The sequence below is a fragment of the Microcoleus sp. BR0-C5 genome, assembly GCF_036705045.1.
Classification (GTDB): Bacteria; Cyanobacteriota; Cyanobacteriia; order Cyanobacteriales; family Microcoleaceae; genus Microcoleus.
In genome coordinates this window covers 59,486-86,203 of the sequence record NZ_JAUBTR010000019.1, presented here as the reverse complement: position 1 = coordinate 86,203, position 26,718 = coordinate 59,486, and the positions used below count along the sequence as shown (strand labels likewise).

Annotated in this window: 20 protein-coding genes, 1 tRNA gene and 1 pseudogene; 8 read left to right on the top strand and 14 right to left on the bottom strand. The window is 43.4% G+C overall.

Annotation, left to right across the window (positions count from 1 at the left end):
• Positions 1-74 precede the first annotated feature (74 nt).
• Positions 75-1,574 (bottom strand): NAD(P)/FAD-dependent oxidoreductase, encoded by a 1,500-nt coding sequence (locus QUB08_RS11945; RefSeq protein ID WP_333224908.1) that lies wholly within the window; start codon positions 1,572-1,574, stop codon positions 75-77.
• Positions 1,575-1,644: 70 nt separating this feature from the next.
• On the opposite strand from QUB08_RS11945, the gene QUB08_RS11940 reads away from it, so the two are divergent.
• The 3 genes from QUB08_RS11940 (at position 1,645) to QUB08_RS11930 (ending at position 5,935) form a co-directional block, all read left to right on the top strand.
• Positions 1,645-3,336, top strand: coding sequence for a hypothetical protein (locus QUB08_RS11940; RefSeq protein WP_333224907.1), 1,692 nt, complete (start codon positions 1,645-1,647; stop codon positions 3,334-3,336).
• A 182-nt stretch (positions 3,337-3,518) separates the two neighbouring features.
• The gene (locus QUB08_RS11935) at positions 3,519-4,514 is read left to right on the top strand and encodes a pentapeptide repeat-containing protein (protein WP_333224906.1); all 996 of its coding nucleotides are present in this window, start codon (positions 3,519-3,521) and stop codon (positions 4,512-4,514) included.
• A gap of 89 nt (positions 4,515-4,603) precedes the next feature.
• On the top strand, positions 4,604-5,935 hold the full coding sequence (locus QUB08_RS11930) for a serine/threonine-protein kinase (protein WP_333224905.1): 1,332 nt from the start codon (positions 4,604-4,606) through the stop codon (positions 5,933-5,935).
• A 276-nt stretch (positions 5,936-6,211) separates the two neighbouring features.
• On the opposite strand, the gene QUB08_RS11925 is transcribed toward QUB08_RS11930, so the two are convergent.
• The 6 genes from QUB08_RS11925 to ndhL all read right to left on the bottom strand — a co-directional run bounded on the left by QUB08_RS11925 (position 6,212) and on the right by ndhL (position 12,551).
• Positions 6,212-8,623 (bottom strand): ATP-binding protein, encoded by a 2,412-nt coding sequence (locus QUB08_RS11925; protein ID WP_333224923.1) that lies wholly within the window; start codon positions 8,621-8,623, stop codon positions 6,212-6,214.
• Between the two features lie 273 nt (positions 8,624-8,896).
• On the bottom strand, positions 8,897-9,085 hold the full coding sequence (locus QUB08_RS11920) for a hypothetical protein (protein WP_333224904.1): 189 nt from the start codon (positions 9,083-9,085) through the stop codon (positions 8,897-8,899).
• 782 nt (positions 9,086-9,867) lie between these two features.
• The gene (locus tag QUB08_RS11915) at positions 9,868-10,500 is read right to left on the bottom strand and encodes a DUF6658 family protein (RefSeq protein WP_333224903.1); all 633 of its coding nucleotides are present in this window, start codon (positions 10,498-10,500) and stop codon (positions 9,868-9,870) included.
• Between the two features lie 526 nt (positions 10,501-11,026).
• Entirely contained in the window at positions 11,027-11,824 is a 798-nt protein-coding gene (gene trpA, locus QUB08_RS11910) for a tryptophan synthase subunit alpha (RefSeq protein ID WP_333224902.1), read from the bottom strand.
• Between the two features lie 205 nt (positions 11,825-12,029).
• Complete coding sequence (locus QUB08_RS11905) at positions 12,030-12,335, bottom strand: DUF3007 family protein (protein ID WP_333122305.1); 306 nt, start codon at positions 12,333-12,335, stop codon at positions 12,030-12,032.
• Positions 12,336-12,551 carry an NAD(P)H-quinone oxidoreductase subunit L gene (ndhL, locus tag QUB08_RS11900; protein WP_193972727.1) on the bottom strand — a complete coding sequence of 72 codons (216 nt, stop codon included), beginning with the start codon at positions 12,549-12,551 and terminating at the stop codon, positions 12,336-12,338. It lies immediately after the preceding gene.
• 198 nt (positions 12,552-12,749) lie between these two features.
• On the opposite strand from ndhL, the gene QUB08_RS11895 reads away from it, so the two are divergent.
• Positions 12,750-12,834: transfer RNA gene (locus QUB08_RS11895), tRNA-Leu, on the top strand.
• 274 nt (positions 12,835-13,108) lie between these two features.
• Here QUB08_RS11895 and QUB08_RS11890 read toward each other — a convergent pair.
• The 7 genes and pseudogenes from QUB08_RS11890 to fmdA form a co-directional block, all read right to left on the bottom strand.
• The gene (locus QUB08_RS11890; protein ID WP_333224901.1) at positions 13,109-15,022 is read right to left on the bottom strand and encodes an ATP-binding protein; all 1,914 of its coding nucleotides are present in this window, start codon (positions 15,020-15,022) and stop codon (positions 13,109-13,111) included.
• A 318-nt stretch (positions 15,023-15,340) separates the two neighbouring features.
• Positions 15,341-16,231, bottom strand: coding sequence for a PhnD/SsuA/transferrin family substrate-binding protein (locus QUB08_RS11885; protein WP_333224900.1), 891 nt, complete (start codon positions 16,229-16,231; stop codon positions 15,341-15,343).
• A gap of 122 nt (positions 16,232-16,353) precedes the next feature.
• Positions 16,354-16,845 (bottom strand): annotated as a pseudogene (locus tag QUB08_RS11880) (7-cyano-7-deazaguanine synthase).
• Positions 16,846-16,978: 133 nt separating this feature from the next.
• The gene (locus tag QUB08_RS11875; RefSeq protein ID WP_333224899.1) at positions 16,979-18,754 is read right to left on the bottom strand and encodes an ATP-binding protein; all 1,776 of its coding nucleotides are present in this window, start codon (positions 18,752-18,754) and stop codon (positions 16,979-16,981) included.
• Between the two features lie 428 nt (positions 18,755-19,182).
• Complete coding sequence (locus QUB08_RS11870) at positions 19,183-21,705, bottom strand: DNA methyltransferase (protein WP_333224898.1); 2,523 nt, start codon at positions 21,703-21,705, stop codon at positions 19,183-19,185.
• Between the two features lie 329 nt (positions 21,706-22,034).
• Positions 22,035-22,298: a zinc ribbon domain-containing protein gene (locus QUB08_RS11865; protein WP_333224897.1), complete on the bottom strand. Its 264-nt coding sequence runs from the start codon at positions 22,296-22,298 to the stop codon at positions 22,035-22,037.
• Positions 22,299-22,579: 281 nt separating this feature from the next.
• A complete protein-coding gene (gene fmdA, locus QUB08_RS11860; RefSeq protein WP_333224896.1) occupies positions 22,580-23,755 on the bottom strand; it encodes a formamidase in 1,176 nt (391 codons plus the stop codon).
• A 203-nt stretch (positions 23,756-23,958) separates the two neighbouring features.
• On the opposite strand from fmdA, the gene QUB08_RS11855 reads away from it, so the two are divergent.
• From QUB08_RS11855 to QUB08_RS11840, 4 genes are all read left to right on the top strand, one after another.
• Entirely contained in the window at positions 23,959-24,834 is an 876-nt protein-coding gene (locus tag QUB08_RS11855; RefSeq protein ID WP_333224895.1) for an urease accessory protein UreD, read from the top strand.
• 162 nt (positions 24,835-24,996) lie between these two features.
• Positions 24,997-25,299, top strand: coding sequence for an urease subunit gamma (gene ureA, locus QUB08_RS11850; RefSeq protein WP_006635319.1), 303 nt, complete (start codon positions 24,997-24,999; stop codon positions 25,297-25,299).
• Positions 25,300-25,332: 33 nt separating this feature from the next.
• Complete coding sequence (locus QUB08_RS11845) at positions 25,333-25,644, top strand: urease subunit beta (RefSeq protein WP_333224894.1); 312 nt, start codon at positions 25,333-25,335, stop codon at positions 25,642-25,644.
• Between the two features lie 67 nt (positions 25,645-25,711).
• Entirely contained in the window at positions 25,712-26,716 is a 1,005-nt protein-coding gene (locus tag QUB08_RS11840) for an endonuclease NucS domain-containing protein (protein WP_333224893.1), read from the top strand.
• The last annotated feature ends 2 nt before the right edge of the window (positions 26,717-26,718 follow it).

The following is a 26,718-nucleotide window of genomic DNA, read 5'->3' as shown; positions in this document are numbered from 1 at the left end:
TGCCGAACTTCCTTCTTCCTTCTTCCTGACATCCGTTACATCCGTTACAAAATCCGTTGCCGAACTTCCTTCGCTTACAAAAATTGTCCTGTAACATCGGAATTTACCAAAGTATTCGCGCACAAAATACCCGATGCTGCGACGGCGGGGACGCCAATTCCTGGCATGGTGCTGTCTCCCACCCGATACAAGCCTTTGACTGGTGTTTGCGGGCCGGGAAATGTGCCTTTTCCGGCGGCAATTGCAGGCCCGTAAGTTCCTTGATAGCGGCGCAAAAATCGGGCGTGGGTTAGCGGTGTGCCGATCGACTCTAAGACTATCCGCGATCGCACATCCGGTATAATTCTTTCTAAAGCTTGAAACAGAGATAGCGATCGCTCTTGCTTTTTCTGCTGATACAAGTCGCCATATTCCCAACCTTCGTAAGGTTCCAATGTATAAGCGTGAATGGCGTGATGTCCGGGCGGCGCGAGAGTTGCATCCCAGACTGTAGGAATCGAAATCATGCAAGTATTTCCCGGTACTGTAATGTCAATCTTGCTGTCGTGAACGACGACGTGGTGGCCGGTCAAACCTTCGAGTCCTTCGGCTTTAATTCCTAAATGCAGGTGCATGAAACTGTCTAATGCTGGCATCGACAAAGCGTTTTTTCGGTAGCTTTCCGGCAAATCTTCAGCTCGCAGTAACTTTGTATAAGTATCCCAGATTGTGGCATTTGAAATGACAATTGGGGCGCGAATAATTTCGCCATTTTTCAAGCGAATGCCGGTGGTTTTGCCGGATTCAACTAATATTTGCTCGACGGGAGCTCCCAGGCGCAATTTTCCTCCCCAGCGCTGCAAACCTCGAACTAAAGCATCGACGATCGCACCGCTGCCACCTACAGGATATTCGATCGCACAGCGCGATCGTTCGCCAATCATAAAAGCTATTTCCGGGGCGACAGTTCCGTGCGCTTTCAAACCCGACAGCAAAAAGCACTCCAAATCGATCAAACGCCGCACCCAAGGGTCACGCACATCGCGATCCATCAAGGAACCTGCTGAACCCGCGATCGCACCTACTAGCGGCAACAACTTCAGCAAAGCAGGCGAGTACCGAGACAGCAAAACAGGTATTAACTGCCAGTCGGATCTCAGCGCTAAAGCCGGAATTCCACGCAAAGCTTCATACAAAACTAATAAGTTTTGTTGAAATTGCTGTAATTCTACAGCACCTTGCGGTGCGAACTTAGCTACAGCATCTAAGTAACTTCTCGCATCAGCATAAATCGGCAAACTTCCTTCTGGAAAATGGTAATGCCCCAGCGGATCGTAGGAAATTGCTGCGATCGATTCCTCCAAAACATCAAAAACTTGTCGCAAAGGATTGAACGACCGGGGGTCAGTCAAACCGCAATAAAAAGAAGGCCCCGAATCAAAGTGAAATCCCCGGCGCGAAAAGCTGTGAGCTGCCCCGCCCGCTATGATGTGGCTCTCGCAGACGAGAACCCGCTTCCCGTAGCGAGCTAGCATCGAGCCGGCGACTAAGCCCCCAATACCGCTGCCAATTACGATCGCCTCAAAGTCTTGCATTTATCAAATGTGGTATAATTGTATTATTTCTTGCTGAGTGTTGACAGGGTATTTTTATGGGAGGAAAACTATGAAAGCTTTATCTATTTTAGATGAAGTTGTTCGCGAATTAGAACAAGACGTGAATCTCTCGCGCATTAAAAAAATAATATTTTTTGCTTGTAAAGAGTTCTGGGAAAACGACCCCGCCCAACTCGCCAGCGCCGATGTAAGGATTTTAATCGAAGAACTGTGCGCCAAATACAGCAGATTAGAAGATATTGAAGCTGTTTTAAATAGTATAGTCTCTAAGGTTAATAAAAAAACCGAGTATGCTTTAGTAGCCGACCTCATAATCTGTCAACTTAGCAGGCTGTATGAATTTGAAGATTTCACCAAATTAGAAATAAACATATCTAGTTTTGGCGGTCAGGAAGCTCCCGCATTTGACGATCACTTTAGTTCGGAAGTACCCAGCAGCGAAGAAAGGGCAAGAAACCCCGGAACTTTATTTGATGTCAGACAAAAAATTTTGCAGGGAACAAATCCGCTGAGGGCGAAAATCCTAATTTTTTCTACTCTTTATCACCAGTTTACTTTTAGCGATCGCGACTGGCTACTTCTGAAAACTCAAGAACTTGACAATCTACTGCGACAACTGTTTAATGTTTGTGGCAGCCTAGCCGAACTGGAATCTCAGTTGTACAGAACTGCTAGCAATCTCGACAACAGAGATGAAAACGACCAAGCGGCGAGCGTAATCATCAAAGCGATGAATCCTTGTTACGCAAAAATGCAACAGGAAGAACCCCATGAAGCCGAATCTTCGGCTAGCGAAGATTACGATCAGACACATTTAAACAACAGTGTTTATGAAGAAAGCGATCGGGTGGACAGGCGCACCGATTATTTTGATCCAGGCGAGATTACTCACATCCTTCAAGCTGCTCCACCTCATTATCATTATGACCCCCAAAAGAGTTACTTAGTGCCGGACACGGCAGAAAATGTACCGTTTAAAGAGCCCGAAACCAGCAATAATTATGCTACCGAGTTCAGACAGGAAATCGTAGAAACATTCCCAGTTGCAGAAATGCCGACTATTATCGAAATTGTAGAACCGGCTGCTCCTGTTATTATAAATATTAGCGATTCCATCAAACGCAAGTTGGGATTGGAAGAAGAAATGACAGAATTAGTCAGTCAAAGTGCTAACTCCGCAACGGCGCAAATAGAAAATATATTCACCCAGTTGGAAGCTGCTTTGAATGGAAAATTTTCTACGGCAAGTGTAGAGGAGCGTTTGTACTGGAAATATAAAAATCTCAGAGAGTATGTAGGCAAAGTTCAGAAGTTTACCGATAAATTGCTGGAAATTTTGATTGAATTGGAGTCAAAAGAAAGCGGAAAATATCCTTCTGAAATCACAGAAAACCTGACCGACAATATTTCAGACATACCGCCGGAAAACTCTAGCCATAAAGAAAATCAGTATCAGCTTCTGGAAATGGCAAAGCAAGGCAAACCAAAGGCGATCGCCCAATTGATTAATCAATTGCTACAGCCTAAAGGAATTGCTGCTACAGTAGGATTTAAAGACGGTTGGCTCCATGTGATTCTGGAGTCGGCTGAAGTACCAAACCAACAGGCTACAGCTACCTACATTCACAAAAAACTGTGTACTTTAAAATCAAAATATCTTACTCATGTGAAAATTCACGGGCGACAGTTAGGCAGCAAAACCGTTTTTTGGACTCAAGAATTTGTCAATCAAACTCATTAAATGCTCGACTCAAGTCTGAGGCTACACACACTAAGTCGGCCTGCGTCAACTGAAATTCAAGAAATTTTATCAAATTTCTCAGACTCAAGTCTGGCGCTACAAAAACTAAGTCCGCCTGCGCGAACAGAAATTTAAGCAGTCTAGAAATAGCAGATTGTACCTAATTAACAACAAAAACAAATATGAATGCCAGCGAAATTTTAAGACGATATACATCAGGAGAACTAGATTTTCAAGGTATGAATCTCAGAGGAGTATACCTGAGCGGTGCCGATTTAATTGGCGTCAATTTAAGTAATGCTGACCTCTGGGGTGCAAACTTAGCGATGTCGTACCTGAGCCGAATTAACCTTCAGCGCGCCAATTTAACTAATGCAAAGTTGTGCGGTGCTAACTTAAATCAAGCAAACTTGAGCGGAGCAAATTTGTCCGATGCAGACTTCCACGGAGCGACTTTGCAAGGTGCAGACTTTCGCAAAGCCAACATCTCTTTGGCAGTTTTTATTGATGCAAATTTGAGCGATGCAGATATGCGAGGTGTGAATTTGCAAGGTGCAGATTTGCGCGGGGCGTGCTTGCGGGGTGCAAATTTGCGGAAGGAGGTGCGGATTTTTGAGGGTGCAAATTTGCGGGGTGCAAATTTGCAAGGTGCCGATTTGCGGGGCGTCAATTTGCAAGGTGCCGATTTGACTAAAGCTAATCTCAGTCACGCGAATTTGACAGAAGCATCTCTGGGAGCAGCAAATCTGACTCAGGCGAATTTGAGCGAAGCTATTTTAGATGGCATATTTTTGACTGAAGCAACTTTGGTAGAAACAAATTTTTCCTGGGCTGTAATGACAAATGCTAAATTGGAAAGAGCTGTGTTAATTGATGCTGAATTTGCTGGCGCTAACTTGCGGGGTGCATTTCTTCCTGATGTTAAGTTGAGCAATGCTAATTTAGTTATGGCTGACTTGAGTCGAGCTAATTTGGTGAGGGCTGATTTGAGTCGAGCTAATTTGAATCAGGCAAATTTGAGTGAAGCTGATCTGACTGATGCTTACCTGGCTAGAACAGATTTGCGGGAGGCAATTTTGCACCGCACAACTTTGATTAGGGCAGATTTGAGCACTGCTAATTTAGCAGGTGCTCAGTGGCGCGGTACAATTATGCCGAATGGAGAAATGCACGGATAATTACTTGTACTAGCAATTTAACGCTCTCGGCACAATAGTTAATTTAATAGTTAAGGAAATTTCATATAATTAAAAAATAGGACAATGCTGTGTTAAATCCAGGAAAAATTTTACAAGAACGTTATCAATTGCAACAGCGTTTAGGACGCACAGCGGCGGGTCATCAAACTTGGCTAGCAGTAGATTTAGAGTTTCAAGAACAGGTGACACTGAAAATGTTAGCTTTTAGCCCGGAAATGCAGTGGGAAGAACTCAAGCTTTTTGAACGAGAAGCACAAGTTTTGCAGTCGCTAAATCATCCCCGCATTCCTTGCTATCGAGATTATTTTTCCCTGGAGCGGGAAGCCGGAGCAGGATTGCCTTGGTTTGGGTTAGTGCAAGATTATATTCCGGGTTTTTCGCTTCAGGAATTTTTAGAAAATGGTCAGCATTTTTCAGAAATACAAGTACGAAAAATTGCCACTGAAGTGCTGGAAATTTTAATTTATTTGCATGAATTGAGTCCCCCGGTTTTGCACCGAGATATTAAGCCTAGTAATTTAATTTTGGGGGAAGATCAGCAGGTTTATCTAGTAGATTTTGGTGCGGTACAAGCTCAAGCAGGGGTGACAGGGGTAACGTTTACAGTTGTAGGAACCAGTGGCTATGCACCCTTAGAACAGTTTTGGGGGCGGGCGGTGGCGGCTTCGGATTTGTATGCTTTGGGAGCTACTTTAATTCATTTGTTAACGGGCGCGACTCCTGCGGATTTACCACAGAAAGATTCTCGGATTCAGTTTAGCGATCTCGTGAGTGTGAATCCCAGTTTGGTAAGCTGGATTGAGAAGATGACGGAAATCGCCTTAGAAAAGCGTTTCAGCAAGGCTAGAGAGGCTTTAGCAGCTTTGAAATCGGGAAAAATACAAGGGGCTAATCTTCAAATTGCGACTGTTCGGAAAATTGCTAAACCGCCTCACAGTCGCATTCAAGTTAGCAAATCAGCGACCGAGTTAAAGATTAAAATTCCGTCTCGTTTAGTCAGAAAGCCTTTTTCAGGTGCTTTTATAGGAATATTAACTATACTGCTATCTTGGCCGATAGTCTTAGCATATTTGCAAGTAAATGTGACTATGGGATTAGGATTTTTTCCGCTTATAGCAAGTATCTTAGTTAAGATTTTGGGCAATGGTACTAAAATTACCTTTAACCGGAACTACTTTAAACTGGAACATCAGATATTTGGTTGGAGTTATTTAGGACAAAGGGGGGAAGTTTCTGAGATTTTGGGTGCTTTTCTATACAATACTTATCAGGGAAATGAAATCAGGATTCGTTCAGGTAACGAGAGGGGAACTTACTTTTATACTTTAGCAACAAATTTGAAAGAGGTTGAGGCGGCTTGGTTAGCGCAAGAAATTCAAGATTGGTTAAATTTAAGATAAATTTTTGTAGGGCGAAGCCTTGGTGATTAATTTTTTTTGTATAATAGACATCTCCCAACTAAAAATGGGTGACGCACTCACTTATAGGGGGTCTAAAATACAGCAGATTCCAGGTTCATTAAGTACAGTAGCAACAGCTTGTAAACCAGACTGCTTGATGAAAAGAATGATGCTACTTTAAAAGAGTTATGCCCAGGCTTTCAAAAAAAGATCCGAATCAAAGTCAGTATATCTTATTACCCGATCGCCCAAAAACCATTGAATTTTAATTCAAATTTATCCCTTCACAGGCAAAACGATCGCAAACTCAGTGCCAACTCCAGGCTCGCCATTCACCTCGATGCTTCCGCCATGTTTCTCTACCGCAATCTCGTGGACAATTGCTAACCCCAATCCAGTTCCCTTTCCGACACCTTTCGTCGTGAACAAATGGTCGAATATCTGCTGTTTAATTTCCTCTTTGATTCCAGTGCCGTTATCAGCAATTTTAATTTTAATGTACCCTTCGCCGACTATATCCGTGCCAATCGTGATGCGGTTTGGATTGGCGGTAATTTCGCTAAAAGTGCGTCCTATATTTGACTCTTCTAAGGCATCGATCGCATTGGCAAGAATGTTCATGAAAACTTGATTTAATTGACCGGGAAAACATTCGATTTTAGGGAGATTGCCGTATTTAGTTATCACTTCGATCTGCGGGCGGTTTTCGTTTGCTTTGAGACGGTGTTTCAAAATTAAAATCGCGCTATCAATGCCTTCGTGAATATTAAAAGGAACTTTGTAGTCTTTGTCGCCTCGGGAGAAGGTACGCAAACTGTTGCTGATGCTGCAAATGCGATCGCACCCGAGTTGCATTGAATCAATCATCTTCGGTAAATCTTCCAAAAGATAATCGATATCTATCTCTTGGGCGTGGTCGGCTATTTCCGATTGCGATGCACCGGAGCGATACAATTCTAAGTGTTCGATAACATCTTCCAAACTCCTCTTACCTTCACTTAAATTGCCAGAAATAAACCCAATCGGATTGTTAATTTCGTGGGCGACTCCGGCGACTAAATTACCCAAGGCAGACATTTTCTCACTTTGCACGATTTGCAGTTGTGCTTGTTGTAAATTTTTTAAAGTTCGTTCTAGCTGTTGATTTTGCTCTTGCAAAAGTTCGGCTGCTCGCTTGCGATCGGTGGCATCAACAGCCAAACCAATAATCCCGATCGTCTCGCCCTGGGAATTTTTTAACTGCACTTTCGTGATTTCTAAATCGTGTAGTTTGCCGTCAACAAGTCTGAGAATTTCGCTGGAGTAATGCGGCAAATCTTGAGCAAGGCAGGCGGCATCGGAAACCAGACAGCCCGCTGCATTCTCCCCCAGTATATCTTTATAATGATCGACAGCTAGGAAATCGCTCAGAGGCACGCCCACATCTTGAGAAAATGTCTTGTTCAAAAACTGTACTTTACCACTGAGATTCACCATCCAAATCCAAATCGGAGCGACATCAAGAATCGCTTGGAGCATTTTTTTCTGATCTGCAAGCTGAGATTCGGTTCGGCTAATTTTTACTAGCGATCGCTCTAATTGTAGGTTGTAATCCTGATATTTTTTATAGAGTAGAGCATTTTGCAAACAGATGGCTGCCTGGGAACACAGGAGATTGAGAAGTTGCAGGCGATCGCGGGTAAAAACTTTTGCGGTTAAGCGATTTTCCAGATACAAAATGCCGACTAAGTTGCCTCGATCGAGAATCGGCCAACACAACAGGCTCTGCGGTTGGGATTTGAGGATGTAGGAGTCGGAATCCCAATCACGTTGTTGAGCGAGATCCCGAACAATCACAGGTTTCAATAAATTTTTAACGCAGTCAACAATTTTGAGGGGCAAGATATCGCTGTTTTCATCGACTGTTGCGGATGATAAGTCGATCGCCCGCTCGACTCCCGAATTGTTGATCGCGCTGGTAGCCGCGATTTCCCATTGATTGCCGTTTGGCAAAATCAGCGCTCCTTTGTCAGCTCCTGTATTTTTCATCGCCAGTTGCATCAGTTTGGCAATCAGTCGATCGAGTTCTCTTTCACTAGAGAGCGATTGACAAGCTTTTAGCAGTGTTGAAAAATTCCCGAAATCTGAGACGCTCGCCGAAACAGACGGAGGAATGGATGGATGAATGGAGGGATGAAGCGATTGATTTTGCCCAGCAGGTGTTGGAAAATTTGCTAATGGATTTGCAGGGAGTTTTGCGGGTTCTAAAATCGGTTTTAATAATTGAGGATAACGTTTTTCTAAGTCATCAATTTTGGTTCGATCTCCCCAGCGGACATAGCAATTATAGGCATCTATCATGTAGATTCGGGCAATTCTTTCTCTTCCCAACGACAGGTAAAACTTAGCAGCGAGTTCGCAGCCAAGAGCTTCTTCATTGAAATATTCGTTAGCTTTAGCTCCGGTAATAGCTCGATCATATAGTTCCATCGCTTCTGCTGTCTGTCCCAAAACGCCGAGCAATTCTGCCTCAACCAGATCGAACTTGTGTTGGTAATTGATCGGCGTATGGTGCGCGAATTCTTTGAGTTTTTTCTGACTAGCCCCAACGCGCTTCAGGATTTGTTGGCGCTCCGCCGGTGCGGCCTCTGCATAGAGTGCCAAATCGGCCAGCGCATCATAAAAGTCGTGCATCATCGTTACTAGCATCAAAACAGAATTTTCAAGATAAGGTTTGCCTCCATTTCCCCTGGCCATTGGCTACGGATTACGGCTCGAATATATCCCGAATCCGTGGCTTCTTTTTGCTAAAATTTATACACCTCCATCTGGCAGATAACAGTCTAGATTAATTGAAAGATTGGAATGTTTAATGTATTTGTAAATAACCGGTCTGCGTTCAAGTTGGTCGAGAATGTCTGTTCGGTTGAGGACTATTTCTACTGATGCAATTAACGGTCGCTAATGCAACTTTTTTGGATTTTAGCCGCACCGCGTCCCGGAAATCCTCAACCACAACGACGTAGGTTTGAGAATTTTAGCGGCGGGTGGTTGGTCTTTATCGCGCACGAACCGATCGATAGCCGATCGAGAATCTGTGTACAATTGCGCGATCGGGCGATATCCCGGTATTACCGCAGTCAAATCTACTGCATTTATTATTGCGTCCATATCGGCTGACCTCAACTCCGACATTAGCTTGACAAAACTTAGTGTATCTATCTTAGGGCATAAACCGCATAATTTTTGATCGCCCTATCGAAAATTCCAATTATCTGTTAATGAACAACATTTTATACTTTGGCGATCGCGATTAAAGCTTTTTACTTACGTATAAGTTTCTGCTGTTAATCTCAAATGCGATTCAATGAAGGCGTAATACGGTAGAAACGCTGCCTTATTATGTCTTGAAAAATACAATTGCTAATTAAGTGAATTTAATATAGCGCGATCGGCCAAATTTCCGCAAAGCCGATCAAAAAATTAATACCTTAAAAAGTCCAAATACAATCTATAGAAATTATAAAGAATCCGTCGTGAAAAAAGTGGCATTCCAGTCCCCCGAATTTATCCGTGGGGTCAATGCTTAAATCTCAAATCTCAAATCTCAAATCTCAAATCGATTGACCGAAAGCATCCAGGATACAAGCCCCCGGATTCATTCCGAAAGCAGACTCAGGACCCAGAAATAAAAAACTGTATCCGATAAAGGGGCCCCCGAATTTATCCGTGGGGTCAATGCTTAAATCTCAAATCTCAAATCTCAAATCTCAAATCGATTGACTTTACCTACATTCCGACAGAGGTTAAAACCCCTGTCGGAATCTAGCTTACCGAAAAGAAAACAGCGTTATTTGAGATTAGTCGTCTGTCGCTCTTTCGGCCACTCGTTGAGTTCAGTCAATATCTCGATTCACTTTCTAGCAAATATTGTCTGAGGCATCTTGAGCATTCTATCTTGCATCTCGTGCTGCATCATTGATATTTTCTTGACCGCCGCTGGTACCATATCTCAGAGACTCAGTACCCTCTGATACTCTTTCTTTTGCTCCCTCAGTGGCTTCTTTAACAATATCTTTTGCTCCCTTCAAGCCTTCGCGAGTGTTTTCTTTAAGATTAGCAAACCCTTGTTTGGTTTTGTCGCCAAAGTCATCAGCTTTGCGCTGGGCGGTGCGAGCATCGTCCTTCACCTTTTCCCCAATTTGGCCTAGTTTGTCAGGCGCGTCATCCGCTACCCGTCGCACATTTTCGCCTACATTATTGCTAGATTTGGTATCGATGCGGTGCTGCGCTTGCTCTTTGAGAAGCTCAGCTTTTGCTTCTGTTGTTGTCATCTTTTTGTTTCTGGGATCGACATCGGGGTAGTCGTTCATGCCGCCTTTGTATTCGGAAGTTACAGCCCCGGTCGGCACTTCTTCTCTAATTTGGTCGGCAGTTTTTCCTTTTCCTGTCATCACATCAGTTTTTCCTGCCATAATATCAGGGCGGCTGCAGGCCGTACTCACTAATACTAAAATGCCAGCCAGAAACACTGTTAAGATTTGTACAGCTCGAATTTTTTTCACAAATGCAGTTAGTCTGTTCATAAAAATGCTCCTTTCTATTGTGAGATGCTCAAATGCCTTGTGGCTTTGTAGATGTCTAGCCTTACCAATTTAGGCACTTAAACACTTTTTTAAGTATACGAATAGAAACCGTAGCTTTTCATCTATCCCAAGTCAGATTCCTTAAGTTATAGTAGAAGGAATAAGGAAGAAGACAGAAGGAAGAAGAGAGAAGGAAGAAGACAGAAGGAAGAAGGCTTGGCGAGCGGATATAAATCACCAATCAGGAAGAAGAAATGGATAATCCTCAATCTTCTACCAATTATTAAAAGTCGCACCACCCCGCGCCGAACAAGGCAATGCCGTTTCCATACATAGCTGTTTGGCTCTCCATACGCGCACTATGTTGAAATGTGGTGCGTGTTCGGCTCAAAAAAAAACCTTCTAGTCAGGAACTAGAAGGAAGGTGGTGTATGATCTCAAGTACAACAAGGTCTTTAATCGCAATTGTGGGGGCACATCCCGATCGCACACATCTGTCTAATGGCTGAAAGTATCTGTACAGTTGCTAAGCATTTTGAATCGCTGTTTTTAGACTTTTGCAGAATTCGCCGATCGCCTCTAAACCCTGTTCTGGAGTTCCTTCGGCCAAGCGTTTGACAAAAGCACTGCCAACAATCGCAGCATCTGCACCCCATTCTTTCACTTGGCGAGCGTGTTCGGGTTTTGATATACCAAACCCGACGCCGATGGGTTTGTCGGTGACGGCGCGAAGTTCTTGCAGCAACTCTTTTGCTCTGGTTTCTAAGCCTTCGCGTACTCCCGTAACCCCCGTCACACTGACTAAGTAAATAAATCCTTGAGACTGACGAGCGATCGCTTCTATACGACTTTTGGGACTTGTGGGAGCAACTAATAATGTTAGTTCAATCCCTAATTTGTTGGCAGGTTGGATGAGACTGTCTGCTTCTTCTAAGGGCAAGTCTGGTACAACCAATCCCTGAACTCCAGCACTTTTGATTTGCTGCAAGAAGGTTTCTATACCTCGGTACAAAATCGGGTTGTAGTATGTGAAGAGAATGATGGGCGATCGCAAATTCGGACTAACTTTCGCTACCATTTCCAGCACCGCATCTAACCGCGTTCCCCGCTGTAGAGCCCTTGTAGCAGCGGCTTGAATCACCGGCCCGTCAGCTAGCGGGTCAGAATAGGGAACGCCAAGCTCGATCGCGTCTGCACCGTTATCATCCAAAATTTGCAGTGCTTTAGCCGTTGTCTCCAAGTCTGGGTCGCCAGCAGTAATAAAAGGAATCAATGCACATTGGTGGTTCTTGCGTAACGTTTCAAAACAATTAGAAATAGTCATTAGTTATTAGTCATCAGTCATTGGTCATTGGTCATTAGTCAGAGGTCATTAGTCATCAGTCAGTGGTCATTAGTCAGCAATCATTACTTGGCGGTCTATATTCATCTTCCTTAGCTTTTAGTCGGCAGTCTTTATTTCACCGTTTATTGCTAATGACTAATAACTAATGACTAATGACTAATGACTCATGACTCATGACTAATAACTAATTATCTTTTTCCTGTTCAATTTCGGCTTGAAGTTTGGCTAATTCTTCAGGAGTGAGTGCATCTAGCTGCTTCTGCAAGACAGCATCTTTGTACTCTTTCAGTTGCTCGCTGTAGGTCATATTTTGAGTCAGTGCTCGAAATAAATAAGTCACCAGCCAGCCAATCAAGCCGGCGACCAAAAACAACTGACTCCAAATCCCTGCATTCATGCTGTCGAGTCCGGCCAATTGCAGTAGCAAGTAGACAAACCCACCTGCTACAAAAAAGCCGAGACTGATTCCAATTACGTCAATACGTCGCATTTAGGCTTCTATCTGCCGCCGTTTGGGCCGAAAATTCAAAAAGGGAGCTAGGAGAAACATACCTGGGAAGAAGAAGAACATCAAGAAGTACATGAAGCCCCGCTCAAAAGATGTGGCTACGTACCAGCGGCTGTTCAGGTAAGCGTAGGTGGCCGCGGGTACTACCAGGAGGTAGGCTCCTGCCAAGACGGCGTAAAGCAGTAAGGTAATATACATAGATTTGCTTTAGGGGAATAATAACACGGGTAAGTCGGTTGACACGCTCCGCTAGCTGGTTAACTATTGTACCGCTTGGGGAGATCCAGCGCGACTTTTGGGAATTTTTTGATTAGGGGTTGCGTAAATTGGGGTTTTGCCTGTAGAATAAAAGGCTGTTGCTGTTAGTGGCTCAAAACCACAGCAGCTTGACCAAAGGGGGGCGTGGCGGAATGGTAGACGCTACGGACTTAAAATCCGTTGACCCGAAACGGTCGTGTGGGTTCAAGTCCCTCCGCCCCCATCCATTTCAATCCTTTGTGATTCAACGGTTTCAGACTTATTGTCACCAAGATTTCTGTTTTCCGCTCAATTTTCGCGCTAATGGTTTTTTACTATGTCCAAAAGCGCCTCTATATCTGCCCAGTTCGCCCCGGACTTTTTGCGTCAGGCTTTCAACTCCTTGAGCAAATCGGCTGCTTTGGGAAATTGGGCGGCTGTCGGAGCTGAGTTTAAATAGCCTAATAACAAATTATGTGTCGTCGCTAACACATTAATCTCCTCATAATAGACAATATCTAGCTTCTAGTTTGAGATGAGGCGGGGAGTGTGATCGCAAACTCTGCTCCCCCTCCCAAAGATGAAATTACCTCTATTTTCCCCCGATGTTTTTCCACAATCTGGTAGCAAATTGCGAGTCCGATACCAGTGCCTTTTCCTGGTTCTTTAGTTGTAAAAAATGGGTCAAATAGCTTGTTTTGGATTGCGAGGGAAATGCCAGGGCCGTTATCGCAAATTCGCACCAGAATTTGGCTACTATCCAACTTTTTGGTCTGAATTAAAATCTGAGGAGTTTTCCCTTTTTTAGAGTCATGGGATGATTGTTCTAGTGCATCTATCGCATTTGCTATAATATTCATAAATACTTGATTTAGCTGCGCTGGGTAACACTCTATTTCGGGCAACTCTCCATAGTTTTTGACAACTTCAATTCCCTGCTTGAGCCGACTGTTCAAAATCAACAGTGTATTGTCAATGCCTTCATGAATATCAACTAATTTCATTTGAGCTTCATCTAAGCGAGAGAAATTTCGCAAAGACAAAACTATTTGCCGGATGCGTTCTGAACCTATTTTCATAGATTCAAGCAGTTTTAGTAAATCTTCTGTGATAAAGTCTAGTTCTATTTCTGCGATTTCTTCTGCGATCGCCTTTGTGGGTTGCGGGTATTCCTGCTGATAGAGACGAAGTAAATTCAGCAAGTTTATAACATACTCGTTGGCGTATTCTAGGTTGCCGTGAATAAAGTTAATAGGGTTGTTTATTTCATGGGCTACGCCTGCCACCATCTGCCCTAAACTGGACATTTTTTCGGTTTGGATTAACTGGGTTTGGGTGTGTTTTAGTTGGTGAAGCGCTACTGTAAGCTCTTCTGTTCTTTCTTCTACTCGCTCTTCCAAAGTTTGGCGAGCCAGCTCTAATTCATGGGTGTATTCTGCTACCCATTGAACTAATTGATTGATGGATTTTGCTAAGGTTCCTACTTCATCTTCTGTGGTGACAGGTGCTTGCAAATCAAAATTTGCTTGTTGAGTAATAGTTTTAGCCACGCTGGTTACAGCTTGGATAGGGATGGCGATCGCGCGACTGGTACAGATGGCTAGAAAAGTAGCGAGCACAACTGACACTAACATACTCACTACGATGATTTGCACTCGCAGCTTCTCAGCTATATTAAAATTAATGTAGGCTTGTCTTTGCTGTGCCTTAGCTACTTGTGTCATCAAGCTCAAACTCTCTGAGAGCCGCTCAAACTTAACATCGAGCTTAACTGCTCTATCCCCTCTGATTAAATCCAATACCTGCTGCTGTGCCTCTTTAACTTCTTCTGGTTTTAGTGAGGAGGGAGCTATTTCTTGCCAAAAAGATGTGAGCAATTGAGAATACGAATCTGTCGCAGTTGTGTAACCGTCTAACAATTCCTTTAATTCAGCAGAACTTACTGCTAATTCTGTGGAATGTTCTTCCGTAAATAAAGCTAGTTCTGCAATATTTTTTTTTACTACATCAACATCTTTCAAGAACTTAGCAGTTTCATATTCAAACCAGATTGAATCTCCTAAGACAGAGATTAACCGTTTGGGATGTGACTGGACTGCCTGCACGGAATATTCTAAATCCCTGAGCAAATCTTGTTGCTCGTCGGCGAAAGTTAGAGCTTGGAAAGCTTGCTTTTGGTAATAGTCTCCACAGATCATTCCCCCTGTGGTTCCTAGTACGGCTATTCCAATTGCTAGGGAGTAGCCATAATTAATTTTTTTGGCAATGCTCAAGCGAGAAATGAAACGGTTAATTGCAGTGAAGGGAGTTTTTTTGAGAGGATTTTTAATGTCGCGAGATCCTTCAGTGACAGGGACATTATTTTTTCCTCTATTTACGATAAGGTTTTTGAACCTCACAGCCCTATTCTCTCCCTGTTCAAACTTTTGCATACTGGCAACATGAGCTAAATTTTAACAACTTTATCAATTAGTAAATGCACGTAAATAAACTTTCTTATTCGTAGTACCAAATCTTCCCTATATAGCAATCCTCGCATCAGTTTCAATAACTGGTTAACTGGTTCCCAAGCTCTGCCTGGGAACCGATGTAAGCGAGGAAGAGCCTCGGCCCAGACTATGGAGGCTCTTCCTCCGGATATGCGTTACCAGGAAGAGCCTGGTAACGAGTATAATCATTTAGGATTGCTATAGTTTATGGATTAAGGGCTAACGCCCTACTACAAAGTAGGCATTAGATAAAACTTAACCTTAAAAAACATTCCCCTGACCAATAGCTTTATAAACTTCACGAATCATGTTATAATCACTGTCGTTTGCTGGCACCAGTTTAGCTCCTTGATACTTATCATTATCTTTTCCAACTAAAATTGCTTCAATTAGCTGATCTTGATTTTCGACCAGGCGATCGCGAATTTCTTCAGCAAGAGTATTAGGCAGATTACTACTAGCAACAAACAAATCATTAGGTAAGGGTTGCCCTGTGGCAATAATCCGAAAATCCTTGGTTGATAAACCGTCTATTTTGAGTAAATCTTTGTATCTATTCACACCAATTGCTAAGGCATCAACTTGGTCTTTTTTTAAAGCCTGCAAACCCTTTTTCCCTAACATTGAGATTTTGAAGTCTGACTGAGGATTTAAGCCAGCATCCAGGAGAATTTTAATCGCCCCTAGATGACCACCAGTTGCACCTATTGCCCACATAGCTATTGTTTTACCTTTCAATTGTGCTGCTGACTTAATCTCACTATTGGCACGAACAAGAATAAGTGAGTTATAGTCGGGGCGGGTGATGGCAATGATGGGAACAGCATTTGTCCGAGCCCGCATAATCACATATTCAGATGGCCCTGTTAGAGCTAGTTTTAGCTGACCAGACTGGAGAGCTACTGCTGCTTCTATATAGTTATCGACAGGGAACAATTCAATTCTTTTTTCCAAAACTTCTCCCAGAACAGTCCGAAATGTTTGATAATTTTGCTGCAAATCTTCTGCACCCTGAACATCAGTTACAGCAAATTCAATCGTTTCTGGTTCACTTACGGCCAAATTGGAAGAAGTGCGATTAGATTGATTTACTGTTGTAGAACAGCTTGCTACAAACAATAGCGATAACCCAACAAAATGCCGCCGCTTCATAATTTTTAGGAGTTTTAGTGGCAGTTGAAAATTGCATAAGTATTATAAGCTATTTGGAATAAGCTTTCATTAAAATAGATTATCCGTTGGTTAAGCTTCAGTCAACTGTTGTGGCAAAATTATTAAGAAAATTTTGATCGCTCGGTTTTATGGTTGCGAGTATCAGGCAGCGGATCTTGTAAACTTAACTCATTAAACGCTGCCAGCCTTAACTCACAGGAATCGCAAAAGCCGCCAGCAACTTTACCGCCGCCGTAACAAAACCAAGTGTTTTCGCAAGGCACTCCCCCATTATTGCCTAATTTAATGATTTCTGTCTTTTTTAGCTCAATCAGAGGTATTAAGATAGAGAGTGCATCGCGTTCTATCCCCTATTTTGCCCCTAGCCGAAATACTTCTTGCATGGGTTGAATATAATGGGGGCGACAGTCCCGATAGCCGGAATAATCTAAAGTGTTGACGCTAATGTAAACGCCATCGGCGTTGAGAGTTTCGGCCCCAGCGATGCCAAAACTTAGAAAAATTGTATTGCGATCGATAACGTAGGTGATGGGCAGACTTTCGGACATTCGATCGAGGGTGCGATCGCGCTTAAGCGTCTGGCTATCCTGCAACCGCTTTGAAGGGAGCGATCGCCTCAACGGAGCTCTGATGGGGTACAATCCCGTATCACCAGCACGCCTCAAGAGGACTTTGATAGTCTAATTTTTGCACGTCCAAACAAAAACGAAGTCGCGCCGCGTAATATTACGCAGCAACTGGCAAAGTAATCACAAATTCCGTGCCCTGTCCTATTTGAGAATTTACCTCAATTTTGCCTTGATGCTTGGCAAGGATTTGACAGGAAATAGCCAATCCTAATCCAGTACCTTTGCCGATCGACTTTGTAGTAAAAAATGGGTCAAATATCTGTTGGGCACTGGCGGACGCAATTCCCGGCCCGTTATCCCGAATCTTGACGGTGAAAGTATTGTCGGCTGTAATTTCCGTGCTAATCCAAATCGTTGGCGAATAGCCTTTGTCTTCCTTTTTCACCTCCTCCACCGCATCTATTGCATTGCCGATTACGTTCATAAATACTTGATTCAGTTGCGCGGGATAGCACTCAACCGCAGGCAACTTGCCGTATTGTTTAATAACTTGAATACCTTGTTTGAGCCGATGATTGAGAATTACAAGGGTGCTATCAATTCCTTCGTGAATGTCGGCTGATTTCATTTTTCCGTCGTCGCATCGCGAAAAATTCCGCATGGATACGACAATTTCCCGAATGCGATCGGCCCCCATTTTCATCGAAGAGAGGGTTTTTGGTAAATCTTCTCTGAGAAATTCGAGTTCAATGTCTTCGATGCGCTCTAGAATGGCATCTGGTGGGTTTGGATAGTATTCTTGATAGAGAGTTACCAAACCTGCCAAATCTTCGATGTATTGTTTGGCATAGTCAATGTTGCCACCGATGAAGTTGACGGGATTGTTGATTTCGTGGGCTATCCCTGCAACCATTTGACCGAGAGATGACATTTTTTCGGTCTGAATTAATTGGGATTGAGTTTGTTTGAGTTCTTGTGTATACTCGCTAACTCGCTGAATCAATTGATTGAAAGAGGCCGCTAAAACTCCGATTTCGTCGTCGGTTGTGACTGGTACTTGCAGGTTAAAATTCGATTCGCGAGTGACTTGCTGAGCAAAATTAGTAACGGTTTCGAGGGGTTGGGCGATCGCGCGGCTGGTTTTGTCCGCCAGTGCGACAGCGATGAGTGCTGAAATTAGCATACTCCCAATAATAATTCGGTTTCGCAAACTTCCAGCTTCTTCTAATGCTTGGGTTCCTTGCTGTTTGTGAATTTCTACTGTAGAAATTACGTCAGTTAAATTTTGAGCAAGGTTCTCTAGTGCGATCGCCTCTTGGCCGCTGCTAGTCCTCAACATTTGTAGCTGTGCGGACTCGATGCTGTTGGGTGGCAAGTTCCAAACATCCGCTTCTTTTAATTGCAATTTAATTAGCTGAGCGTAGTAATCAATGACGAGGGCAGATTTCTTCAATATAGCGTGCAATGCTGCCTCTTCTGTTGCTAGTCTATTGGGATTTTCTCGTGCGAAAGATTCAATTTCTGAAATCAGGATTTTCGCCTGATGGATTTGCGCGAAAAACCGATCGTGTTCGTATTTCAGCGCCACAGTGTTTCCCAAAACGACTGGCAATCTCGCCGCGTGCGATCGGGCTTCAAATACGGTATTTTGCAAATTTTGCAGCAGTTGCTGCTGCTGCCCAGCAACATTCACCTGAACTAAAGCTTGTTTGCGAAAGTAATCTCCCAATCTCATTCCCGCACCAGTTCCCAAAATCGCTATGCCGATAGCTAAAGCATAACCGTAGCTAATTTTTTGGCTGATTCGCAAATGGTTGCATCCTCCCTTTAGCCCTGTTAGATTAATATTTGAAGTCGGTAACAAAGGTTTGTGAGCATAGTGCTCTTGCTCTACTTTGCTATTTTTGGACTGACTGTGGGTAAATAATAACATTGAAAGTTCCTCCCAAACAAATCAGGAGTAATTGAGCGAAGAAAAGCAGAATGCACTTATGCTGAAGGCGGAAAGCAGTTTTGAGTGTTTAATTTTGAATTGGGAAATCTTTAACTCAAAACTCAACGCTTCCCCTAGTATCTCTGTTTTTATACTAGAGTGTTTGTGATCTCTATCAACAATCTATGTGATTATACGCAAATTTACAAAAGTTATGATAAGAGCGATTAGTATTTGTAGTCAGTTGGAACACAAGGCCCAACTACCGGCTCTCCCCGTTTTTCTTGTTCTGCCAGTTCTAGGTTTAATTCCAGCACTTTTGCTAAAATATCGTCGCTGTCAGTAAATCCATAAGCTGCATTACATTCGCGATCGAGCGCTTCATGAAGTTTATAAAGTTGACTTGTTGGCTCTTCAAAAAATTTATTTTAAAGTTGAGTAATTCCCCACTGTTTAGCTGACATTTGTTGAGTGCGGTATTGATGCAATTCGACGGCCGTTGCCCGAGTTTGCTCTACTGATTGACGAGTCGGTGTCTGGGGAAATGGGAAAGTTTCAAAGCAGGTATTGTGGGTGTATGCGATATCTGCTTTGAGAGTTGATTTTTGAGCGTGCATCCAAATTCGGTGAATTTTCGATGTTAGGATGCCGAGAATATAAAAATCATCAGAGGCAACAACTACTGATTTGTCTCCCGGCAGCCAACTAACAGGAGCGGGAATGAAGACAGCGCATTTTGAGACTCTGGGTACGGTGAAGTAGTAAGATAAAGGGGCGATCGCCTTTCTCATTTCTGAACGCGATCGCAAAAATTTCCACCAATAAATTCGGGAGCGTGCATCTCGATTTTTATCCCGTTCAGGCTTGACATTAGCTTTCACATACTCAAAAGGCAGCACATACTCACTCGCTTCTTCAATGTTCATATCATTGAAGTCAATAATCCAGCGTTCCGGCATACCGTTAGGATTTTGTGCTAGATTTGCACCCATTGAAAAAAGTTTAAGAACCTCTTGATTTTTCGCATCTGCTTTAATCCAATCATTAACCTGTGGTTTAGTAACTATAAATCCCATTCCCACCGGAATTACACCTTGAAAGCATTTATTTAAATTCGCTGAAAACCTAGCAGCTTGAGAAACATCAATCGTAGCTTGCAACGAAGAATTGATACTTGAAACCACGAGATTATCTAAATAGTAAACTTTCGGCTTTTCCTTGCTCCAGTTAATCAAACTAACATGAACCTTAGCTTCCCCCGACCAAGGCTGAGTAGAAACGGCCGCATAAATATGACCGCCATTTTGCGCGACATAATCTAAAGCAGCAGCACGACTTTTACCTTGACTAATTGAATTAGTAGCAACTAAACCAGCCCTGCCATTTAGTTCTAAATTATTGTGAGCTATGCGAAACCAATAAGCACAAAAATCAACCGAATCTTTCACATCAGGAAAGCGTTTAAACACTCGGTCAATATATTCATCTCCCAGGGCAATCCTCATGTGCTTTCCCCCTAAAAACGGAGGATTGCCGATAATCGCGTCAGCCTTCACCCAATCAGTAAATAAAGCATCAGCCCAGACAATATTTTTATCCAAAGTATCTAAAGGCAGAGAAGGTTCTTTCAATCCCAAATTATCGATCGCCACCTTGCGGCCAATCATCAGTGTCACCCGCGCCAACTCTACCGCAAACGAGTTAATATCCATGCCGTAAAATTGCTGCGGCGTGACTAAATTCATATAGCCTCTTGTACCGTCGCACTCGTTTAGCTTATCTAAAAGTAACTTTTCAACTTGCTTAAGTTCCTGATAAGCTACATACAGAAAATTACCGGAACCGCAAGCCGGATCTAGGACGCGATAGCGACCTAATTCTTGGTGCAGATTTTGCAGTTTGGCTACAGTATTTGCAGCGTTAATTCGCTCTTCCCAGTAATAGCTAATTGTAGGCAGAACAATGCGGCGAATGTCTCCCTCAGTAGTAAAGTGAATCCCGTATGCGCGGCGCTGTTTTTTATCTGTTTTCAAAGCCGATTCAAAGATATTGCCAAAAATAGAAGGGCGTACCTGACTCCAATTTTGTTCGGCACAAGCTTCTAATATTTTCAACTCTCCCTGTTGCAGTTCAATGGGATGTATTTCAGAAAACAATCCGCCGTTGAAATACTCGACTCCTTCATAACGTCCTGCGGGCGTGACTCCCGGCTGATTCATTGCTATAAATAAGCCGCCCAAGACATCGTAAGAACTCGCTCCTTCTAGGCAATCTTTGACGCAGCGAGTAAAGAGTGCCGGCGGCAAAAGTCCCCTATCTTCGGCAAACATTGCTAAGACGCACTGCAACACAAATCGCTGTGCCTGAAACTGATTAAATTTAGCAAATTTGCGCTCTTTGCCGCGATCAATTAGCATTTCCAGCAGCATCCCCATTCTGCTAGCAGCTTTTTCGGTAATCTCGACTTGGTTGTTTTTGAATATGGGGCGGCGGCTGGTAGATTCCATGAAGGCAAAAGCGGGCGATCGCGCGGGCAATTGCTTTAGGGATATAATGTCTACAGGCTGATCCGGCTGAAGGTCGAAATCGTAAATGTGAAACTCGTCAAAATTGCACATCATCACGTAGCGCGGGCGATCGTCTTTTTTGAGGCGAATATAATAGCGTTCTGTTTGGGTGCGGTGTTCTCTTTTAGTCAAATCTTCACCGCGCTTTTTCATTTCAATCAAGACGTGCTTTTTCCACACCAAATCCGCAAATCCGAGTTGACCTTTTTTGCTGCTTTTTTCTATGCGTTCCTCATAGGTTGCGCCTGCTTCTAAGGCCCCCTCGTGGCCGAAAGCCCGAAAGAAGCGGTCTAAAAATACCTGTGCTTGTCCTTTTTCATCGCCTGTAATGTGTTGTTGGCAGTAGGTAACGAATTTTTGGAGGCTTTCAGGGGTTGCTGGCATGGGAGGATAATTTAAAACGCATATTAATTAGTATAATCTGGTTAGAAGTTACGCAGCGATCGCTTAAAATTTCGATACTCCCTAGCCTTTTTTAAAGAGAGTAGAATTGATTCATACTTCCTTGGCCTGCCAGGCCCGCCAGGCCCGCCAGGCCCGCCAGGGACTGAAGTCCCTGTCTAATAGCAAAAGTCGGTTGAAACCGACTGAAATACAGGACTTACGCACAGCAAGCAAATACTAACTTTACAGTCCTCTTAAGAGGACTTTCGCTTTGAGGCAGGGAATTCATTCCCTGCCGGACTATCGGACTGTCGGAATATCAAACTGCATCAGTGACCGATCATCCAAGGTCGTCCCCCTCGGTGTTCGCGATTCCGCTGCGGTAATGGTTCCTCAGAACGCTTAACTACCTGCGGTTCCCGATTTTCTTGACCTTTCAACCGCAGCTTTCCAGTTAGAATCATCGGCGGCGAAAAGATGCGTTTAGCAACAGTTGCGCAACTCGGGCAAAGCACCGGTGTATCTGCTTCTGCAAGAGGGCGCCACTTATCAAAAATGCCGCAAGTTTCACACTTAAAATCGTAAAGAGGCATATCAATTTTTGAGGGTAAATTTGGATGTAATGACTAGGGCGGGCCGCGCATTTGTGTTAATTTAAGTTCAACTTAAGGTCAAAGTTAGTATCAGTCTCCTGTCTGAGTCACATTCCTCTAGATCCCCCCTAGCCCCCATTAAAAAGGGGGGGACAAGAGCGCTCAAAGTCCCCCTTTTTAAGGGGGATTTAGGGGGATCTAGACTCGGATAAAAGCGAGAGATACAGAGGACTTTAGTCTTAAGTTCACACCCCCTTGACTGGCCCGGCCCGCCCTACTAATTAAGATGGCAGAATATCCATCTGGAAAATTTCTGTCGGTAAAGCAATCGTGCAGCAAGCATTGGGAATATCCACAATGCCGCTGATGCGACCCTCAACCGGAGCACAACTTAAGAGCAAATACGCTTGTTCTCCGGTAAAACCAAACTTTTTCAAATATTCGATCGCATTCAAACAAGCTCGGCGATAAGCAACGTGGGCATCCATATAATACTGCTGACCCGTAAATTCATCAACAGAAATCCCTTCAAAAACGAGGTACTCAGAATAGCGGGGTTCCACCGGCCCGGGTTTGAAAATCGGGTTGACCATCGCGTATTTATCCATCCCACCTTTGATAATATCAACGTGGAGGTCAATGTACCCCGACATTTCAATTGCCCCGCAGAATGAAATTTCCCCGTCTCCTTGAGAAAAGTGAATATCTCCCATCGAAAGTTTCGCGCCTTCGACATAAACCGGGAAGTAAATTCTCGAACCCCGCGACAGGTTTTTAATATCGCAATTGCCGCCGTGTTCGCGGGGAGGAACAGTGCGCGCCGCTTCTGCCGCAACTCGATCGAATTCTGCCCCTTGCAGCGACCCCAAAACAGCATTTTTGGGGTTCGGCAGTGCTGCTAAAGGCGGCACTCGATCGGGATCTGTTGCTACTAATTCCGCTTCCCGTTTGTTCCATTTATTCAACAATTCCTGAGAAGGAGCGCAGCCGATTAAACCCGGATGAGTAATCCCAGCAAACCTGACTTTTGGTATGTGTCGGGAAGCGGTATAAATTCCCTGAAAATCCCAAATTGCTTTAGCAGCAGTCGGAAAATGTTCGGTCAAGAAACCGCCACCGTTTTCTTTAGCAAAAATTCCCGTAAAACCCCATTCATCCCCTTGCAAAGCCCCGATATCGAGGATATCGACTACTAAAATATCCCCTGGCTGCGCGCCGTTAACGTAAATTGGCCCGCTCAAAACGTGAACTACTGTTAAGTCTACATCGCGAATGTCGTCGGGACTGTCGTCATTTTTAATTTGTCCGTCTGTCCAGTCTTTGCACTCGATGCGAAATACATCGCCGGGATTGACGGAAACTACTGCTGGAATATCTGGATGCCAGCGATTGTGACCGACTAATTCCTGTTCAGACATCGGTTTGGTCAAGTCAACTTTGAAGAGAACTTGAGGCATATTCTGCACTCCTCTAGTTACTGATTTTTACATTGTACGCGCATCTTCGCCGATCTGATGGTTGATAAATGTAAATTATTATACTAATAAGTGCAGAAACCAAAAATATTTCCGATAACGATTATCATTATTTAACTAATTGCAGGGAAGCGCCGCAGTCGTGGTATGTTTTTGATAGTGAATGTTTTTAAATTAAAAAATTAGTGACTGAAAATTTGACCAAACAACATATAGATCAAGTTGAAAATGGATGGCACGGCTACCTCAATTTAGTCTACGCTAACCGCAGCGGCTCAACTCAAATCATTCACAATCAAATGCAAGCGCCCCTAAAGGTGCAGCGTCCGTTTTATCCTGAAGGGAAAGACGTTTGTCACAGCGTCATCTTGCACACGGCTGGGGGAGTTGTCGGGGGCGATCGACTTTCCAGCCATTTTCACCTCCAACCCAACGCCAAAGTCTTGATTACCACGGCTGCCGCTGGTAAAATCTATCGCAGCAGCGGACTAGAATCACAACAAAATATTGACATCAAACTAGAACCCGGTGCTAATGTAGAATGGCTACCACAGGAAACTATAGTTTTTGACGGCGCAATATATCGGCAAAATTTGCGGGTAGAATTAGCACCAACAGCGAGGATTTTACTGTGGGAAATTACCCGATTTGGACGCAGTGCTAGGGGCGAAAAGTTTTTGTTTGGAGAATGGCGATCGCACACCGAAGTCTGGCAACAAAATAGCCCTTTATGGATTGACAGACAATTGCTAAAAGGTGGAGAAAAAATGCTCGAAAGTCCTCACGGTCTCGCAGGAAAACCCGTAGTCGCCACCCTCGCTTGGGTAGGCGAACCCGTAACCACAGAAATCGTGGAAAAAGTGCGAGATTTGCCTTGTGAGGCAACAATTTATCCTGGTAATTCCACCGTCGGCGTGACTCGTATTCCTAACGGTTTGCTGTGCCGATATCGCGGTACATCGACAACCGCAGCTAGAGACTGGTTTGTCAACATTTGGCACTTGCTGCGCTTATCTTTTTCAGAACGCCCTTGCTGTTTGCCCAGAGTTTGGATAAAATAGGATGATCTTTGAGTTTCAATGTATAGTTGCCCTCCTAACTAGATTATTCATCTCTCTGTTCTCTGACTCAGCGCCCTCAGCGCCCTTTGCGGTTAAATCATTCAGAAACCACCGTAAACGATATCATAATCAAATAATGCGATCGCACTTACCCGAATAAAAATGCAACTCACCCCCCAAGAAAAAGACAAACTGCTGATTTTCACCGCTGCCTTGGTAGCAGAGCGCCGGAAACAAAGAGGTTTAAAATTAAACTATCCAGAAGCACTAGCTTACATTTCCGCCGCCATTTTAGAAGGAGCAAGAGATGGCCTCACCGTCGCCGATTTAATGAGTTACGGAACAACTCTCCTGACGCGGGAAGATGTGATGGAAGGGATAGCAGAAATGGTGCATGAAGTCCAGGTTGAGGCGACTTTCCCCGATGGAACTAAGTTGGTAACAGTCCACGATCCGATACGTTAAAAAATCAACCACAGATACTCAGAGGAGGAAAAGATGATTCCCGGAGAAATGATTGTTTCAGCAGGCGAAATAGAATTAAATGCCGCTCGCCCAACGGTGCGGTTGCTGGTAGGAAATAAAGGCGATCGACCCATTCAAATCGGTTCCCACTATCACTTTTATGAGGCAAACGAAGCCTTAGAATTTAATCGAGAACAAGCAAAAGGAATGCGGTTGGATATCCCCGCAGGTACAGCAGTCAGGTTTGAACCCGGAGATGAAAGGGAAGTTCAATTAGTGCCGTTTGTTGGTAGTCGTCAAGTCTACGGTTTTAATGGAAAAGTGAACGGTATATTAGATGAATGAGATTTTTAGATGGAAGAGACTTTTTTGCCGAACTTAAAAACAATAATTAGTAGGAGTATAATTCGATATGCCCGATCAAATTAGATTGTGGAAAATATCAAAGGCTCACTTGAAGGAAATTACCCAATCTAAGTTAGACTTAGAATCTCGTTTAGAAACCTGGCTAGATAATGATATTTCAATCCTAGCAGATGATCTCTTGGTAATTGGTCGGCAAGTGATTACTGATTATGGTGGACAACTTGACCTTTTATGTATAGATAGGAACGGAGATTTAGTCATTGTTGAGTTAAAGAAGGACAAAACAGCAAGAGAAGTAACAGCACAAGCCTTGGATTACGCCTCATGGGTTAAGGATTTGTCAAACGAGAGAGTTAGAGAAATTGCCAATGCTTATTTACTGACTAAAAATGGCAGTAACTTAGAAAAGGCTTTCTGTGAGAAATTTAGCTCAGAATTCCCTGATATTTTGAATGCTCAGCACAAAATTATAATTGTAGCTGCACAGATAGATAGTAGTTCTGAAAGGATTATTAAATACTTATTAGAAACTTATGGTGTGAGAATCAATGTCGCAACATTCCAGTATTTCTGTGACTCTAGTGGTAGAGAGTTACTAGCAATAAAATTCTTGATTGAGGCTGAAATTAAACCTGTAAATATAATATCAAAAAGAAAGCCCAACTTGACCCTGGAAGAATTAATTGAAATAGCAGAGAGCAAGGAAGTTGGAAAAGTGTATAGACTACTTTACAACGAAATCATACCACAAATATTTTGGATAAATACAACAACAAGAGGTCTGGCATTGAGAGGAACAAGTCAAAATAGCCAAGTTATTTTCAATCTTTTGTTAACTGAAAGCACGCCTAGGGAGGGTCTAAAGTTTAAGGTATACATAGATAGATTGTCAAACTATTTAAACATTGATGTAGAAGAGTTGGCTAATTTGTTACCTAACTATCAAGAAATAGCACAAGATGATTTCTTTGGTTCAATTGGTGAAGGATTCTTTAAAACAGAAGAACAGGTGAACCAGTTTGTGGGAAAATTAAATCAAGTAAGGAGCTAATT